This window comes from Haloechinothrix alba (assembly GCF_900188115.1).
Taxonomy (GTDB): Bacteria; Actinomycetota; Actinomycetes; order Mycobacteriales; family Pseudonocardiaceae; genus Haloechinothrix; species Haloechinothrix alba.
Window position 1 is genome coordinate 119801 of sequence record NZ_FZNW01000002.1, and the last position, 16441, is coordinate 136241.

Annotated in this window: 12 protein-coding genes; 5 read left to right on the forward strand and 7 right to left on the reverse strand. The window is 69.2% G+C overall.

Features of this window, described 5'->3' with window-relative positions; genetic code table 11:
* Nucleotides 1–160: 160 nt before the first annotated feature.
* The gene (gene hppD / locus CHB84_RS02105; RefSeq protein ID WP_089299872.1) at nucleotides 161–1360 is read left to right on the forward strand and encodes a 4-hydroxyphenylpyruvate dioxygenase; all 1200 of its coding nucleotides are present in this window, start codon (nucleotides 161–163) and stop codon (nucleotides 1358–1360) included.
* A gap of 85 nt (nucleotides 1361–1445) precedes the next feature.
* On the opposite strand, the gene ilvA is transcribed toward hppD, so the two are convergent.
* On the reverse strand, nucleotides 1446–2651 hold the full coding sequence (gene ilvA / locus CHB84_RS02110) for a threonine ammonia-lyase (protein WP_089299754.1): 1206 nt from the start codon (nucleotides 2649–2651) through the stop codon (nucleotides 1446–1448).
* Between the two features lie 111 nt (nucleotides 2652–2762).
* On the opposite strand from ilvA, the gene CHB84_RS02115 reads away from it, so the two are divergent.
* Complete coding sequence (locus CHB84_RS02115; RefSeq protein WP_089299755.1) at nucleotides 2763–3011, forward strand: hypothetical protein; 249 nt, start codon at nucleotides 2763–2765, stop codon at nucleotides 3009–3011.
* Nucleotides 3012–3102: 91 nt separating this feature from the next.
* Here the strand turns inward: CHB84_RS02115 and CHB84_RS02120 are convergent, their stop codons facing one another.
* The 4 genes from CHB84_RS02120 to CHB84_RS02135 all read right to left on the reverse strand — a co-directional run bounded on the left by CHB84_RS02120 (nucleotide 3103) and on the right by CHB84_RS02135 (nucleotide 8527).
* The gene (locus tag CHB84_RS02120; RefSeq protein WP_089299756.1) at nucleotides 3103–4260 is read right to left on the reverse strand and encodes a cystathionine gamma-synthase; all 1158 of its coding nucleotides are present in this window, start codon (nucleotides 4258–4260) and stop codon (nucleotides 3103–3105) included.
* Between the two features lie 86 nt (nucleotides 4261–4346).
* Complete coding sequence (locus tag CHB84_RS02125) at nucleotides 4347–5093, reverse strand: hypothetical protein (RefSeq protein WP_089299757.1); 747 nt, start codon at nucleotides 5091–5093, stop codon at nucleotides 4347–4349.
* A 240-nt stretch (nucleotides 5094–5333) separates the two neighbouring features.
* Nucleotides 5334–6866, reverse strand: coding sequence for a TgpA N-terminal domain-containing protein (locus CHB84_RS02130; RefSeq protein WP_089299758.1), 1533 nt, complete (start codon nucleotides 6864–6866; stop codon nucleotides 5334–5336).
* Between the two features lie 266 nt (nucleotides 6867–7132).
* A complete protein-coding gene (locus tag CHB84_RS02135) occupies nucleotides 7133–8527 on the reverse strand; it encodes a cystathionine beta-synthase (protein ID WP_089299759.1) in 1395 nt (464 codons plus the stop codon).
* Nucleotides 8528–8956: 429 nt separating this feature from the next.
* Between CHB84_RS02135 and CHB84_RS02140 the strand changes: the two genes are divergently transcribed.
* Nucleotides 8957–10177, forward strand: coding sequence for an acetyl-CoA C-acetyltransferase (locus CHB84_RS02140; protein WP_089299760.1), 1221 nt, complete (start codon nucleotides 8957–8959; stop codon nucleotides 10175–10177).
* A gap of 76 nt (nucleotides 10178–10253) precedes the next feature.
* On the opposite strand, the gene CHB84_RS02145 is transcribed toward CHB84_RS02140, so the two are convergent.
* Entirely contained in the window at nucleotides 10254–11069 is an 816-nt protein-coding gene (locus CHB84_RS02145; protein ID WP_089299761.1) for a Bax inhibitor-1/YccA family protein, read from the reverse strand.
* A 317-nt stretch (nucleotides 11070–11386) separates the two neighbouring features.
* Here CHB84_RS02145 and CHB84_RS02150 point away from each other — a divergent pair, with 317 nt between their 5' ends.
* Complete coding sequence (locus CHB84_RS02150) at nucleotides 11387–13381, forward strand: SDR family oxidoreductase (protein WP_089299762.1); 1995 nt, start codon at nucleotides 11387–11389, stop codon at nucleotides 13379–13381.
* 113 nt (nucleotides 13382–13494) lie between these two features.
* Complete coding sequence (locus tag CHB84_RS02155; protein ID WP_089299763.1) at nucleotides 13495–14607, forward strand: DivIVA domain-containing protein; 1113 nt, start codon at nucleotides 13495–13497, stop codon at nucleotides 14605–14607.
* A gap of 40 nt (nucleotides 14608–14647) precedes the next feature.
* Here CHB84_RS02155 and CHB84_RS02160 read toward each other — a convergent pair whose 3' ends face one another.
* Entirely contained in the window at nucleotides 14648–15985 is a 1338-nt protein-coding gene (locus tag CHB84_RS02160; protein ID WP_089299764.1) for an amidase, read from the reverse strand.
* Nucleotides 15986–16441 lie beyond the last annotated feature (456 nt).

Consider the following 16441-nt stretch of genomic DNA (forward strand, 5'->3'; position numbering starts at 1 on the left):
TGGAATGTATCCCACACGGGGAGGGCGGCACGCGCGGCCGGCCTGCGGGGTAACCGGCGATCCCGGCGACGACCGCGGCGGACTCGAGTACGACACACCACGCGTACCGCCCTCCCGCTGTGGAACCGCCACCGCACCACGCGTCCACGAGGAGTTCCAGATGACACACACGGTTGGATCCGGTGAGCAGATGGACGACGTCAGCTATGACCAGTTGCGCCAGCTCGTCGGCCTGGTCGATCACGACGAGACCACCGACCCGTTCCCGGTGCGCGCGATGGATGCCGTGGTGTTCGTCGTGGGCAACGCGACTCAGGCCGCGTGGTTCTACCAGGCGGCGTTCGGGATGACGCTGGTCGCCTACTCCGGCCCGGAGACCGGCAATTCCGATCACAAGGCCTTCGTGCTGACCTCGGGGTCGGCCCGGTTCGTCGTCAAGGGCGGCGTGCAGCCCTCATCCCCACTGCTCGACCACCATCGCAGGCACGGCGACGGGGTGGTCGACCTGGCGCTCGAGGTCGCCGACGTCGACAGGTGCATCGAGCATGCACGCGCGATGGGTGCGACGGTGCTCGACGAGCCGCACGACGAGCATGACGAGCACGGCACCGTGCGTACCGGCGCCATCGCCACCTACGGCGAGACCCGGCACACGCTCGTCGACCGGTCCCGCTACGCCGGGCCGTACCTGCCGGGTTACGTCGCGCGGCACGGCGCGATCGAGCGCGCCGAAGGGGCCCCACGCAGGCTCTTCCAGGCGGTCGACCACTGCGTCGGCAACGTCGAGCTGGGCAACATGGACTACTGGGTGGACTTCTACCGCCGGGTCATGGGCTTCGTGAACATGGCCGAGTTCGTCGGTGACGACATCGCCACCGAGTACTCGGCGTTGATGAGCAAGGTGGTCGCCAACGGCAACCACCGGGTGAAGTTCCCGCTCAACGAGCCGGCCGTGGCGAAGAAGCGTTCCCAGATCGACGAGTACCTCGACTACTACGGCGGCGCCGGCTGCCAACACATCGCGCTGGCCACCAACGACATCATCAGCACCGTCCGGCACATGCGCAAGGCGGGTGTCGAGTTCCTCAACGTCCCCGACTCGTACTACGACGACCCCGAGCTCCGCGCCCGCATCGGCGAGGTGCGCGTGCCGATCGAGACGCTGCAGGAGCACGGCATCCTCGTCGACAGGGACGAGGACGGTTACCTGCTCCAGCTGTTCACCAAACCGATCGGGGACCGCCCCACGGTGTTCTTCGAGTTGATCGAGCGGCACGGCTCGCTCGGTTTCGGCAAGGGCAACTTCAAGGCCCTGTTCGAGGCCATCGAGCGGGAACAGCAGCGCCGCGGCAACCTCTGAGCCATCGCACCCGGCACAGCCGGCCGGTGGCCGGCCGGGCAGCGGGCACGGGCACCGCGGTGCTCGTGCCCCGCCACCCCGCCGCTCAGGGAATGATGGTGTAGTCGGCCCGCTGCAGCTCGGCCGCCACCTCGGCGCAGTGCTCGGGACCCCTGGTCTCCAGGTTGAGCGACACCTCGACCTCCTCGAGCTCGAGCGCTCCCGCGGTACGGGAATGCTCCACGTCGAGCACGTTGGCCCCGAGCTCACCTACGCGCGTCAGCAGCACACCCAGGGACCCCGGCGTGTCGCGTACCCGCAGGCGCAGCGAGAGGTACCGGCCACCCGCGATCATGCCGTGCCGGATGATGCGCAGCAGCAGCAGTGGATCGACGTTTCCCCCGGAAAGCACGGCTACGATCGGCGGCTGGAAACGGTGCTCGTGTTCCAGCAGGGCTGCTACCGCCGCCGCACCAGCCGGTTCGACGACGAGCTTGCGGCGCTCCAGGCACAGCAGGACGGCGCGGGAGAGCGACTCCTCGCTGACCGTGACGACCTCGTCGACCAGCGAGTCCACGTGGGACAGGCCGAGGGGTCCCGGCGTCCCCACCGCGATCCCGTCGGCGACGGTGTTCGTGCTTGCCAGCGAGACCGGCTGACCGGCCCGCAACGACGGTGGGAACGCTGCCGCGTTCGCCGCCTGCACGGCGACGACCCTGGCGTCCGGTTTACGTTCCCGCAGCGCCGCACCGATCCCGGAGACGAGGCCGCCCCCGCCGGTCGCGACCAGCACGGTCGCAACGTCCGGCACCTGCTCCAACACCTCCAACCCGACCGTGCCCTGCCCGGCGATGATGTCGGGATGGTCGAAGGGGTGGATGAACACGGCCCCGGTCCGCTCGGAGAACTCGGTGGCCTCCCGGAGCGTCTCCTCGAGCTGGCCACCGTGCAGGTGCACGTCGGCGCCGTAGTCGCGGGTCGCGGCGAGTTTGGGCAGCGGCGCACGCTCCGGCATGAACACCGTCGAGCGGGTGCCGAGCAGCGATGCCGCCAGCGCCACCCCCTGGGCGTGGTTGCCGGCACTGGCCGCGACGACGCCATGCGCGCGCTGCTCCTCGCTGAGGTTGTGAATCCGCGTGTAGGCACCGCGGATCTTGAACGACCCGGTCCGTTGCAGGTTCTCGCACTTCAGGTGCACATCCCCGCCATGCAGGCGCGCGAGGTCCATCGCGTGCTCCATGGGGGTGTATCGCACCACGTCCGCGAGGGTGTCACGGGCGGTGTCGATCTCGTCGATCGTGACTAGGCTCATAACGCCTGATCATGCCACCCGCACCGCGCCACGGGACACGCCAGTCACATCGCCCACCACGCCCAGGTACGCTGGGTGTCACACGTAACACGTACGTTCAGGAGCTTCGACATGGCACTGGGGCACGGGAGACTTCGCGAGGCGACCGCCCTCTTCGGCGCCGTCGGTTCGGCGGTCGCTCTCACCGGTGCCGCTTTCCTCACCGTTCAGCACGCCACCTGCGACGACCCCGGGATGTACGTCCGCTACGACAGCCACGTCGAGCTGATCCGTGGTTGCGTCGACCCCGCGCAGGTCCCCGAGGCGCCGCGCCCCCAGCAGGAGGCAGGCGCCGTTCCGAGCGCGGAACTGGGCGACTGACCCCGGCACGCTCGGGCACGCCTGTTCCCGAGCCCCGCAGCCGATCCCGCAGCCGGCAGCGCGGCCCACCCTGTGGCCACCGGTTCCGGCCCTACTCCAGTGCTGCGCGCAGGTCGGCCACCAGGTCATCACCGTTCTCGATACCGACAGACAGCCGCAGCAGGTTCGACGGCACCTGGAGCAACGAGCCGGCGACGCTCGCGTGCGTCATCTGGCCCGGATGCTCGATCAGCGACTCGATGCCGCCCAGCGACTCGGCGAGCGTGAACAGCTGGGTCCGCGCGGCCGTCTCCAGCGCGTGTGGTTCGCCCCCGTCGAGCGTGAACGACACCATCCCGCCGAACCGCAGCATCTGCTTGGTCGCGCGATCGTGCCCGGGGTGATCCGGCAGGCCCGGGTAGTAGACCTGCGAGACCCGCGGATGATCCACCAGCTCCGCGGCGATCCGCTCGGCGTTGTCGCAGTGCCGTTCCATCCGTACCGCCAACGTCTTCATGCCGCGCATCGTCAACCAGCTGTCGAACGGCCCCGGAACGGCACCCGAGCAGTTGCGCAGGAAGAACAGCTGCTCGCGCAGCTCGTCGGAGTTGGTGACCACGGCCCCGCCGACCACGTCGGAGTGGCCGCCCAGGTACTTCGTGGTGGAGTGCACGACGACGTCGGCACCGAGATCCAGGGGTTGCTGCAGGTACGGTGTGGCGAAGGTGTTGTCCACGACCAGGCGTGCCCCACCGTCGTGCGCGAGTTGGGCCAGCGTGGCCAGGTCCGGGATTCCCAGCAGCGGGTTGCTCGGGGACTCGCACCAGACGAGCTTGGTCTCCGGCCGCATTGCCGCGCGCACCTCATCGGCGGAGGTGAGGTCGGCGACGCTGTACCGCACGCCCCAGCCCGTCAGGACCTTGTCGATGAGCCGGAACGTGCCACCATAGGCATCGTTGCCGAGCACCAGATGGTCCCCTGGCCGGAGCGCGGCGCGGATCACCGCGTCCGAGGCGGCCATCCCGGACGCGAACGCCAGGCCGTGCCGGGCACGTTCGAGCGCCGCGATCGCCTCCTCGGAGGCGCTGCGGGTGGGGTTGGCTGTCCGGGAGTACTCGTAGTCACCCTCGCGAGTACCACCGACACCGTCCTGCGCATACGTCGACGTCTGGTAGATCGGCGCGATCACGGCACCGGTACGTGGGTCGGGATGCTGGCCCGCGTGGATCGCACGCGTCTCGAAGCCGTAGTGGAGGTCGTCGTGAGCCATGCCGTCAGCCTACGACGTCACCATCAGCCGGGACGAAGTACCGCGACATCACGACGAGGCCGTTCCGCTTTCCGGCCTCGACCGCGTCATTCCGGCCGCTGGAAGTACCCCTCCGGCGCCATCGGCTGCTGGGGCGGGTACCCCGGCTGCTGCGGCGGATGCCCGGCGTAGGGCGGCGGAGCACCGTACGGGGGCACGTTCGCCGACACCGACCCCGTGCCCTGCTCGCACCACCGCCGGGTCGGGCGGACAAGCGCCAGGACCAGTGTCACGATCGCCGGCAACAGCACGAAGAACATCGCGATCCCACCGACGACCATGGCGGCGCCGAGCACGGACTCGGCCTCCTGGGCCGATGGCCCTGTCGACGAGCCCTGGCCTGCGAACTCCTCGACCATCGAGTCGAGCACGACCCACGTGAGGATGAAAGAGGCGATCGAGAACAGGATGACGAGCGCGCACCCGGAGGCGACCATCCAGCGTCCCGCGGCCTTCTTCATGAACAGCAGCACGGCGCCGCCGATCAGCAACCCGACGATCACCAGCTGAACCGACCCGCCGATGAAGCCGGCGGTCTGCGTCCAGCCCGGAATCGCGGACTCCGCCCGCGCCCGCTCACCTGCCGTGAGTTCCGCGTCGAACATCTCGACGGACATCGCGCTGAGCATGAAAGCCTGCACCGCGCCCCAGAGGGCGAACAACCCACAGAGACATGCCAGAACCCCTGCGGTGATCGCGGTGCCGCCGCTCGCGGGCGGTTCCGCATCGGTGTAGCCCGGATAGGCCGGCATCGCCGGGTACCCGCCCTGCGCCGGGTACTGCGGGTAGCTCATCCTCGCTCCCTGACACGAACCGCGCTCATCGGTGCGGCGCCGGGATGCCGGGCGGCATCCCGGACATCCCCAGACACAGCGTCCGCGCGGCCTCGACCCCCATCGATCGGACACCTACACCCTAGCGGCAGGTTCCCCTGTGGACATCGCTTCCCACATACACGTGCCCCTGCCCCCCGAGCCGGAACCGGTCCGAAGGGCAGGGACGAAACCCCCGAAGGGCCCGGGTGTGCCGTCTGCCTACTGCTGTGGCGGCCCGTAGCCGGGCGGCGGACCCTGCCCTTGCTGGCCGTACGGATCCTGCTGCGGCGGCTGACCGAACCCACCACTGGGCGGACCCTGCGGCGGCTGACCGAACCCACCACTGGGCGGACCCTGCGGCGGCTGACCGAACCCACCACTCGGCGGACCCTGTGCCTGCTGGCCGTACGGACCCTGCGGCGGCTGACCGAACCCACCACTCGGCGGACCCTGCGGCGGGAACTGGCCGAACGCGTTCTGCTGGGGTGGCTGGCCGAACGGGGCCGGGTACTGGCCGAACCCACCGGGCTGCTGTCCGGGATGGGCGAACGCACCTGCTCCTTGAGGACCTCCCGAACGTCCGTTGCCGAGCCCGAACAGGGGCGCGGTGGGCGGGATCATGCCGAGAACCCCGACCGCGAGTACGAGCACGCTCAGGGCGAGCGATGTGACGATCGTTCCGGGTACGCCCCCTTCGACGTCCACATCGCTGGACGGGGTCAGGCCGATCCACAGCAGAATGACGAACAGCAGGACCAGTGCCCCGCCTGCAGTCGTGGCGATCGGAGCGATCCTTATCATCGCCGCGCCGAGCTTGCCGGCCAGCGCGATGAGTACACCACCCGCGATCGCGGCGAGCGCACCGATCATCATCATGACGAGGTAGAACCACAGCAGGCCCGGGGAGGCCAGGCCGAATTCGCTGAGGTCGAGCCGGTCGTGAGCGCTGGAGTAGCCGCCCATGTCGGCCATCTCGACGAAGGTCAAGATCAGGATGACCACGCCGAGCAGCGCGACCACACCTCCCGCGAGGAGACCGCCGATCGACATACCGGCACCGCCGGAGCGGCCGTAGCCGGGCTGCGGGGGCGCTCCGCCGAAGCCATCCGGCTGGCCCGGGAAGCCGAAGTTCTGCTGGGGATGCCCCCCGAACGGCGGGGCGTACTGGCCACCAGGCTGCTGCGCGAAACCTCCCTGCTGCTGGCCCGGGAAGCCGAAGTTCTGCTGGGGATGCCCCCCGAACGGCGGGGCGTACTGGCCACCAGGCTGCTGCGCGAATCCACCCTGCTGCTGGCCCTGATACGGATCGAACCCACCAGGCTGCTGCGCGAAACCTCCCTGCTGCTGGCCCTGATACGGATCGAACCCACCAGGCTGCTGCGCGAATCCACCCTGCTGCTGACCCACGGCAGCAGGGTTGTCTGCGGCGCTCGGCGGCGGGGTGTACGGGATCGCGGGCGGCGGTTGCATATCGGGCGGCATCAGCTGAGTGGAGGCCGACCCGGGGCTGTCCGATGGTGGCTGGGGCGGCTGCACCATCTGTGTCTGTTCGGGGCCGTCGAACTGGTCACCGCTGCCCATATGGCCTGCTTGCGGGGCCGACCCGGGCTGGACGACCTGAGTGGGTTCCGGTGTGCTGCCGAACGGCGTGTCCGGCTGTGCCTGCGGATCACTCGGTGGGGACTCGTTTGGCTGGCCTTGCGGCTGCTCGTTCCCCTCCGGCGACTGGTCCGGTGGTTGGGGAGCGTTCATCTAGGTTTTCAACCCCCTTGGCGGAAACACGATCTCTTCAACACTGTCTTGTCCGGCGAACGGGCTATTCGCGATGGAGCGTACGTGGGCACGACCGAGCTCGCTGTCTCAGCCGGCAGCGCACGGTGCGCTCCGGGAGCCGAGACCGCGGCGACCTTGCCGCTCGAGGAGTGAACAGCGCTCATCGGTCACACACGCTATCGGACAACCCGGCGATGCGCCGGACAAACCCCACCCGACCCCCTACTCGGGCACCAGCGCGGCCGTCAGCCACCAGCCAGGAAGCCGAGGAGGTCCTGCCTGCTGACCACCCCGGCCGGCTTACCACCGATCAGCACCAGAGCGGCATCGGCCGAGGCGAGCACGGTCATCGCGTTGCTGATCGAGGAGCCACCGCCGATCGTCGGCAGCGGGGCCGACATGTGCTTGTCGAGCCGGTCAGCCAGCGCCGCCTTGCCTGCGAACAGCGAGTCGAGCAGCTCGCGCTCGTTGACGGCACCGACCACCTCTGCCGCCATGATCGGTGGTTCGGCGTTGACCACCGGCATCTGGCTCACCCCGAACTCCCGGAGGATCGTGACGGCCTCGGCGACGGTCTCGTTCGGGTGCGTGTGCACCAGCTCGGGAAGCGACCCGTCCTTGCGTCGCAGCACGTCCGTGACCGTGGCGTCGGTCTCGTCCGTCGGGAGGAAGCCGTAGGACGACATCCAGCCGTCGTTGAAGACCTTGGTCAGGTAGCTGCGCCCACCGTCCGGGAGCAACGCCACGATCACGGCGTCGTTCTGCCCGGCCGCGGCCAACCGTTCGGCCAGCTCGAGCGACGCGGCGACCGCCATCCCGCACGAGCCACCGACGAGCAACCCTTCCTCCGCGGCCAGCCTCCGGGTCATCTGGAACGAGTCGGCGTCCGAGATCGCGATGATCTCGTCGGCGATCGAGGCGTCGTAGGTCTCCGGCCAGAAGTCCTCCCCGACTCCTTCCACCAGATAGGGCCGCCCGGTTCCGCCGGAGTAGACCGACCCTTCCGGGTCCGCCCCGACGATACGAACCGCCCCGTCGGAGACCTCCTTGAGGTACCTGCCCGTTCCGGAGATGGTGCCGCCGGTACCCACACCGGCGACGAAATGCGTGATCCTGCCCTCGGTCTGCTGCCACAGCTCGGGCCCGGTCGTGTCGTAGTGGCTGGCCGGGTTGGCGGGGTTGGCGTACTGGTTGGGCTTCCACGCGCCGTCGATCTCCTCGACCAGCCGGTCGGACACCTGGTAGTAGGAGTCGGCGTGGTCCGGCGGGACCGCGGTCGGGCACACCACGACCTCGGCGCCGTACGCCTTGAGTACGTCCTGCTTGTCCTGGCTGACCTTGTCCGGGCAGACGAACACGCAACGGTATCCCCTGCGTTGAGCCACCATAGCCAGACCTACTCCGGTATTGCCGGAGGTCGGTTCGACGATCGTGCCGCCGGGCTTGAGCTCACCGGACTGCTCCGCGGCGTCGATCATGCGCACCGCGATGCGGTCTTTGACGCTACCCCCGGGGTTGAAGTACTCCACCTTGGCGAGCACGGTGGGCCCGTTGCCGTCGGCGAGCGCTGACGACAGCGCGTTCAACTTGACCAGTGGGGTATTGCCAACCAGGTCGATGACGTGCTCGGCGTATTCCATCGCACCATTCCCATTCCTACGCGAGTTGCGCGCTCGTATACCCGTCGCGGTTGTTCCCCGCTCAGCACCACCCTATCCCGCGCACCCCGCGCAGGCAGCTCCGTGAGCCGCTTCGGCACGCGGATCACAGGCGCCGGTCACCTGCCGGTGCCGGTTCGTTCTGGTCAGGCATCACGCGCGGGCGCCGGACTGGCAGGGAAGGTTCGTCACGGCATAGTGTCGGTCGCACAATCGACAACGTTCGAGACACCCGTGGTGCCGTTCCATGACTACGCACACGTCGACGGACGGGTCCCCCCGCTGATATACCTCGAGCTCTGGTCCGACCGCGCAGGCGTGCGCGAAGCAGGTGCCGGGTGACGCCCGGTGACCGGTGCGCGGTGTACTGCCCGACAGTTGAACAAGCCCCCGGTACGAAGGAGCCATCCCATGCCCGAAGCCGTGATCGTGTCGACCGCCCGCTCGCCCATCGGCCGAGCCGGCAAGGGCTCGTTGGTTGACATGCGACCGGACGACCTGGCCACCCAGATGGTGCGGGCGGCACTGGACAAGGTGCCGCAACTCGACCCCGCGGCCATCGACGACCTGATGCTCGGTTGCGGGCTGCCCGGCGGCGAGTCCGGTTTCAACATGGGCCGGGTCGTCGCGACCGAGCTCGGCTACGACCACCTGCCGGGAACGACCATCACCCGGTACTGCTCGTCCAGCTTGCAGACGACTCGGATGGCGATGCACGCGATCAAGGCGGGCGAAGGCGACGTGTTCATCTCCGCGGGTGTCGAAGCGGTGTCCCGGTTCGCCAAGGGCAGCTCCGACTCCCTTCCCGACACGCAGAACCCGCTGTTCGCCGACGCACAAGCGCGTACGGCGCACGTCGCCGAGCACGGCGCCGACTCGTGGGAGGACCCCCGGGACAGCGGCAGGCTCCCCGACATCTACATCGCCATGGGCCAGACGGCCGAGAACCTGGCCAGGCTGAAGGGCATCTCGCGGGAGGAGATGGACGAGTTCGGCGTGCGTTCCCAGAACCTCGCGGAGAAAGCCATCGCCGACGGGTTCTGGGCCAAGGACATCACCCCGGTCACCCTTCCGGACGGCAGCGTGGTCGACGCCGACGACGGCCCGCGGGCGGGTGTCACCGTGGAGGGCGCATCGGGGCTGAAGCCTGTGTTCCGGCCGGACGGCCGCGTGACTGCCGCGAACGCCTGCCCGCTCAACGACGGCGCGGCAGCGGTCGTGGTGATGTCCGACACGAAGGCAGCCGAGTTGGGCATCACCCCGCTGGCGCGGGTGGTCTCGACCGGGGTGACGGCACTGTCCCCCGAGATCATGGGGTACGGCCCGGTCGGGGCCTCGCGGCAGGCCCTCGCCCGCGCGGGCATGTCCATCGGCGACATCGACCTGGTGGAGATCAACGAGGCGTTCGCCGCGCAGGTGATCCCGTCGTACCGCGACCTCGGCATCGACATCGAACGGCTCAACGTCAACGGTGGCGCGATCGCCGTCGGGCATCCCTTCGGCATGACCGGGGCGCGGATCACTTCGACACTGGTCAACTCGCTGCAGCACCACGACAAGCAGTTCGGGCTGGAGACGATGTGCGTCGGGGGTGGTCAGGGCATGGCGATGGTCCTCGAGCGGCTCAGCTGACCCCGACCCACGTGAACGGGGCGTCCGGCCGATCGACCGGACGCCCCGTTCACTGTCTCGCGGAGAGTCGTCGCGCCTACTCCTGGAAGTAGGACAGCAGGCGCAGGATCTCGAGGTAGAGCCACACGAGCGTCACCATCAGCCCGAAGGCCACGAACCACGCCCACCTGGCCGGCATGGCCTCGCGGATCATGTGGTCGGCCATGTCGAAGTCGAGCAGGAAGCTGAAGGCCGCGACACCGATCACCACGAGACTGAAGATGATCGCCAGCGTACCGCCGTCGCGCAGCCCCATGTTGATACCGAAGAAGCCGAGCACCAGGTTGGCCAGCATCAGGACGAAGACACCACCGATCGCCCCGGTGATCCACTTCCTGAACTTGGGGGTGACCTTGACGGCACCTGTCCGGTACACGACGAGCATCACGGCGAACACCCCTGCGGTACCGAGGATCGCGTTGAGCGCGATCTGGTTGCCGAACGCGGCCGTGAACACGCCCGTGATGGCGCCGAGGAACACGCCCTCGGCCGCCGAGTAGCTCAGGATCAGAGCCGGGTTCGGGGTCTTCTTGAAGATGACGACAAGGGCGAGCACCAGCCCGACGATCATGCCGCCGAAGACCGCGCCGTAGACGGCACCCGTGCTACCCGAGGCGATCTGGCCCTGCGCCCAGATGGCTGTCAGCGTGCCGACGCCGAGCGCCGTCGCGAGGCACGCGCCGGTCTTCATGACGACGTCGTCGACGGTGATGGGCCGTTCGCCCTCGCCGGCAGCCGTCCGCGGCGCGCCCTGACCAGGCACTCCACCCTGCGTCTGACCGAATCCGTATGGTCCGCTGGCCGCGCCGCCACCCGGTAGGTTGCGGAACGCGGGGTTACTACTGGTACGCACCTGGATCCTCCTGGATCTGCTCGCACATGTCGTGATCTAGCGCCTACTACAGGTACAACGGCCACTCGGCGTGGCCGGTTCCCTCAGCCGTATACCGTTCACCCTACCCATACGGGAGCTATCGCACGCTCATCCCGTTCAACTCGCTCGGCGGCACGCGGGACGCGGTGCCACCTCGACGGGTAACTCAGGCCACCGTACCGGCGGTTGCGCTGGTCTCGTTGTTACCGATGAAGCAGAATGTCATCACCCCGCTACCCGGCGGACGGTAGCGAGGTCACGCGGCAGCCGGCGACGCTGTTAGAGGAGGACGTCTCATGACCACGTACCTGGTGACGGGCGCGACCGGCCTGATCGGGCGCCACTACCTCGAACTGCTCCTCGCCGACGCCGACACCGAACGGGTATGGGTCACCGTGCGCGCAGGCTCGGAGGCCAAGCTGAACAGGTTCAGCGCACGCTGGCCGAACCAGGACAAGCTCACGCCGGTGACCGGTGACGTGTCGACGGAGCTGCTCGGTATGACCGAGGAGGACCGCACCGAGCTGCGCGGCAACGTCGACAACGTCGTGCACCTCGCCGCGCTCTACGACCTCACGGCCGACGAGGAGAGCAACGTACGGTCCAACGTCGACGGTACGGCCAACGTCATCGACCTGTGCACCGACATCCAGGCAGGCTGCTTGCATCACGTGTCCTCGGTCGCCGTCGCCGGGGACTACAAGGGGACGTTCACCGAGGAGATGTTCGACGTGGGCCAGCACCTGCCCACGCCGTACCACCGGACGAAGTTCGAGTCCGAGCGCCTGGTACGCGCCCAGTCGACGGTGCCGTGGCGGGTGTACCGGCCCGCGGTCGTCGTCGGTAACTCGCGAACCGGCGAGATGGACAAGATCGACGGCCCGTACTACCTGTTCCCCGCCATCGCACGACTGAGCGCGCTGCCCAGCCTTCCGGCCATCGCTCCGGACATCGGCGACACCAACATCGTCCCCGTCGACTACGTCGCCAAGGCCCTGCACACGCTCTCCCGCAAGGACGGGCTCAACCAGCGCACCTTCCACCTGGTCAACCCGGAGCCCCAGCCGGTGACCTCGATCTACAACGCCTTCGCGCGCGCGGCGGGCGCACCGACGATCACCGCCGAGCTCGGTGACACCGTGAGCAAGGGAATCATCCAGCTGGCCAAGGTCTCCGACTACATCCCCGGGGTGACGATCGCGAGGGACGCCGTTCTCGAACGGGTCGGCCTGCCACCTGTGCTGCTGGACAACATGGCGTTCCCGTCGGTGTTCGCCTCCGCCGAGACGCGTAAGCAGCTCGCCCCCGACGGCATCGAGGTGCCACGCCTGTCCGAGTACGCGAGCCTGCTGTGGTCGTACTGGGCCGAGCACCTCGACCCGTACCGGGCGCGCAAGCACGGCCCCCGTGGCGAGCTCGACGGCCGCAGGGTGGTGATCACCGGAGCCTCCTCGGGGATCGGCCGCGCCACCGCACTGCAGGTGGCCGCCGAAGGCGGCTACCCGCTGCTGGTCGCCCGCAGGCAGCACGAGCTCGAGGAGGTGCGCAGCGAGATCGTCCAGGCAGGCGGGCAGGCCTCCATCTACCCGTGCGACCTCACCGACGGCGACTCGGTCGGCAAGACGGTGGACGCGATGCTGGCCGACCACGGCCGGGTCGACATGCTGGTGAACAACGCGGGCCGCTCGATCCGGCGGGCCATCCGGCTGTCCTACGACCGGATGCACGACTACGAGCGTGCGATCGCGATCAACTACTTCGGCGCGGTCCGGATGATCCTCTCGCTGCTTCCGCACATGACCGAGCGCAAGTTCGGGCACATCGTCAACGTCTCGTCGATCGGTGTGCAGGGCATCGCGCCGCGCTTCTCGGCCTATGTCGCGTCGAAGGCCGCGCTGGACTACTTCAGCAAGATCGCGGCTGTGGAGATGCACGGCGACGGGGTCACGTTCACGACCGTGCACATGCCGCTGGTGCGCACACCGATGATCCGGCCGACCAAGATCTACGACGCCTTCCCCACCAAGTCGCCGGAGCAGGCCGCATCGATGGTCGTCCACGCGCTCAAGGACCGCCCGAAGCACATCGGCAGCCCCAGTGGCCAGCTCATCAGCACGGCCTACACGCTGGCCCCCGGGCTCGCCGACGCTCTCGCGTATCAGGCATTCCGGGTCTTCCCGGATTCCGTCGCCGCAGGGGGTGAGGGTAAGCTCAAGATCGGTCGAGGCGAGCAGCAACTCGGCCGTGCCGCCGCGGCTCTGGTGAAGCTCACCCGGGGCTTCCACTGGTGAGTGAGTCTCCGGCGCGCGCAACGGGCGGTAGCTGTGCGGGACGTTGTGCCGCACAGGGGGCTGATAACCCACACCTCCGACCACAACACTCCGTACGCAGGTAACGTCGAAGCATGACTTCGCCCAGCCCGAAGCGAGACGACACCGTGACGCCTCTTCAGCGCGAATTCGATCATGTGTGGAACGGGTTCGACCGCAGCCAGGTCCGCGAGTACCTCGCGAACCTGGAGACCACCCTGGAACGCCTCATCGAGGACCGCGACTCCGCGCGAGCACAGGTGAGCTCGCTGACCGAGCAGCTGGACTCGCTGCGTTCGGAGAACGGCCAGCTCCAGGCGCGGGTCGAGGAGCTGCTGGTGCCTCCGGAGAACCTGGAGGATCTCGACGAGCGCATGCAGCGGGTCGGGCACCTGGCGTACCTCCAGGCCGAGGAGATCACCACCCGCGCCCAGACGGCGGCCGAGGAACGGTGGAAGGAGACCGCGCAGGCGTCGATCGACCTGCGCGAGCGCTACCGGTCGCTGCTCAAGGAACTGGACTCGCAGGCGCAGCAGCTGCACGCCCAGCACCGCGCCGCGCTCGAGGAAACCCGCGTGGAGGTCCAGAAGCTCACCACCGACGCGGTGCGCCGCAGGGAACAGCTCGACGCCGAGGAGGAGCGCAAACGCCGGTCCATCGAGCAGGAGTTCGACGCCTCGATGGCCGCGCAGCGCAGCGCGCTGGAGAAGTACATCGCCGACCAGCAGACTGCGAGCAAGAACCAGGCCGAGCGCAGGCTGTCCGACGCCGCAGAGGAAGCCAGGAAGCGGGTCGCGGACGCCCAGGCCGAGGCCGACCGCAGGATCGCAGAGGCCAACTCGGTCCTCGAGAGGCTGGCCGCGCTCCGCAACCATGCCAGGGACAAGCTCAACGGAGCCGACGAGATCCTGGCAGGCAGCGAGGCCGCGATCGAGCCGCTCGAGGAGGAGCAGCTACCCGTACCGCGTGCCGAGGACGGCGAGGAGGCGCACGGCGTCTCCGCCGCGGAGGGCAGCTCCGGAGTGGCCGGGTCGACGAGCGCGCCCGACGGGCACGTGCAGGGGACCGCTGCGCGGGACACCGCTGGGCAGGACGCCGCTGGCGGCGCGGACGACGCGCTGCCCAAGCGCACGCCGAAGCAGCAGACCCCGCCCCGGCAGGCCACCGTGAGCGCGCGAAGCGGCGACGAGGGGACCTCCTCGCAGTAGCGAGCTCCCGGCCCCGGGCCCACTCGCGGGGACGGACGGCTCAGGTGACGCCGACCGCCGTGCGCCGCCACCCGTTCATCCGCTCGAGCGCCGCGGCCAGCCCGATCAACCGCGCCTCGTCGCCGGGCCTGGCGACGAGCTGGACACCGACCGGCACGCCTCGCCGTGTGGTCGCCATGGGCACCGTCATCGCAGGGAAGCCCGCCAGGTTCCACGGCCCGGTGAACGGCGCGAAGCGCAGTGCGGGCAGCGCGTTACGCAGCCACGATGCCCGGTGCCACTGCCGGGCCCGTGGCGGTGACGCGGCGTAGGTGGGGGTGATGAGCACGTCGTGGTGCTCGAAGAACTCCAGCGCACGATCCCGCCATCGCTGTGCCGTGCGCTCGCGGACAAGGCCGGCACGCAGGAGCGCGCGCCCGGCGGCGAGGTGGCGCCGTGTCCGCCGCTGCAGCACCGCGTGATCCCAACCTGTCGCCGTCCGCACGGGTCCCGCGAACCAGCGGGCCAGCAACGCGCAGGGGGTGGTCAGGCCGTAGCGCGGGCCGGTCCGGTCGAGGCTATGGCCGTCGTCGGCGAGCAGCCGTGCAGCGGAGTCCACCGGGGCCCGCAACGCGCGCGCGACCGGCATGCCGAGCGGTGGGCGGGTCGACATCGCGATGCGCAGTGGCGAGACGGGCTCGTGCACCTCCGCGAGGTCGGGGCGGTCGGCAAGCACCGACAGCATCACCGCCGCGTCGGCCACCGTGGTGGCCAGCGGCCCGTGCGTGGACATACCGAACCAGGAGGATGCTTCCTCCTCGGCGATGACCCCCGCGCCCGGCTTGATACCCACCAGCCCACACAGCGCCGCCGGTAAGCGCACCGACCCGAGACCGTCCGTTCCATGGGCCAGCGGCACCAACCCCGCTCCGACAGCCGCCGCGCTACCGCCCGACGAGCCGCCCGCGGTGTAGGCGGCGTTCCACGGGTTGCGCGCCACGCCGTCGGGATCATCGCTCATCGGCCAGATGCACAGCTCCGGCACCCGGGTCACGCCGACGATCACCGCACCTGCCGCTCGCAACCGGGCCACGATGACATGATCGTCCGTCACGACACCGGACGGCGCGGCATCCGAACCCCACAGCGGGGTCCGGCCATCGACGGCCACGACATCCTTCACGGCTACCGGAACTCCGGCCAGCGGAAGGTCACCGCGGTCGGTCCTGTCCCGCACGGCCGCGGCCTCGGACATCGCCGACTCCGCACGGACGGCGCGGAACGAGCCGAGCTCGCCGTCCGCGCTGCCGATCCGCGCAAGCGTGTCCTCGAGTATCCGGACAGGGTCGCTCTCGCCCGCACGGACGCGGGCGGCCAGCTCGGTCGCCGTAGGGTTCATACCGCGACTCTAACCGCACTGGCCGCATCGGACAGTCGAAGGCGATCAACCGCGGTCGCGAGAAACCGGGGCCGCACGCGAAACGGGGCGCGGGACCCGAGGTCCCACGCCCCGTCCGGACGGCAGGGCTCACCTGGCCCGGCGCTCTCCCTGGTGCGGAGCGAATCCACGGGCGACATCATGCGCCCGGTTGAGATCGCTGACAAACCTTGAGAACTTACTGATCAGGATACGCATGATCGTCACCTCGCCTTCTTCGCACGGACTTGCCACCCTCCACGTCGTCGCGGAGGGCACGGGTGTTAACAACGGCAAGGAGGATTTTGTTCCCGGCCACCGGGGTTTCCCGGGATTTCACCCGACCGCCTACACGCGTCACACGGTTGGCGGACTACCGGCCATCAGAAGCCCGGTACGGCCGCGGCGCCGCACCGGCCGTCCGCGGCCGGTCTCGCA

Excerpts from the sequence above, each read along its gene's own strand:
- hppD (WP_089299872.1), top strand. The coding sequence starts at position 161 with ATGACACACACGGTTGGATCCGGTGAGCAGATGGACGACGTCAGCTAT.
- ilvA (WP_089299754.1), bottom strand. The coding sequence starts at position 2,651 with ATGAGCCTAGTCACGATCGACGAGATCGACACCGCCCGTGACACCCTC.
- CHB84_RS02115 (WP_089299755.1), top strand. The coding sequence starts at position 2,763 with ATGGCACTGGGGCACGGGAGACTTCGCGAGGCGACCGCCCTCTTCGGC.
- CHB84_RS02120 (WP_089299756.1), bottom strand. The coding sequence starts at position 4,260 with ATGGCTCACGACGACCTCCACTACGGCTTCGAGACGCGTGCGATCCAC.
- CHB84_RS02125 (WP_089299757.1), bottom strand. The coding sequence starts at position 5,093 with ATGAGCTACCCGCAGTACCCGGCGCAGGGCGGGTACCCGGCGATGCCG.
- CHB84_RS02130 (WP_089299758.1), bottom strand. The coding sequence starts at position 6,866 with ATGAACGCTCCCCAACCACCGGACCAGTCGCCGGAGGGGAACGAGCAG.
- CHB84_RS02135 (WP_089299759.1), bottom strand. The coding sequence starts at position 8,527 with ATGGAATACGCCGAGCACGTCATCGACCTGGTTGGCAATACCCCACTG.
- CHB84_RS02140 (WP_089299760.1), top strand. The coding sequence starts at position 8,957 with ATGCCCGAAGCCGTGATCGTGTCGACCGCCCGCTCGCCCATCGGCCGA.
- CHB84_RS02150 (WP_089299762.1), top strand. The coding sequence starts at position 11,387 with ATGACCACGTACCTGGTGACGGGCGCGACCGGCCTGATCGGGCGCCAC.
- CHB84_RS02155 (WP_089299763.1), top strand. The coding sequence starts at position 13,495 with ATGACTTCGCCCAGCCCGAAGCGAGACGACACCGTGACGCCTCTTCAG.
- CHB84_RS02160 (WP_089299764.1), bottom strand. The coding sequence starts at position 15,985 with ATGAACCCTACGGCGACCGAGCTGGCCGCCCGCGTCCGTGCGGGCGAG.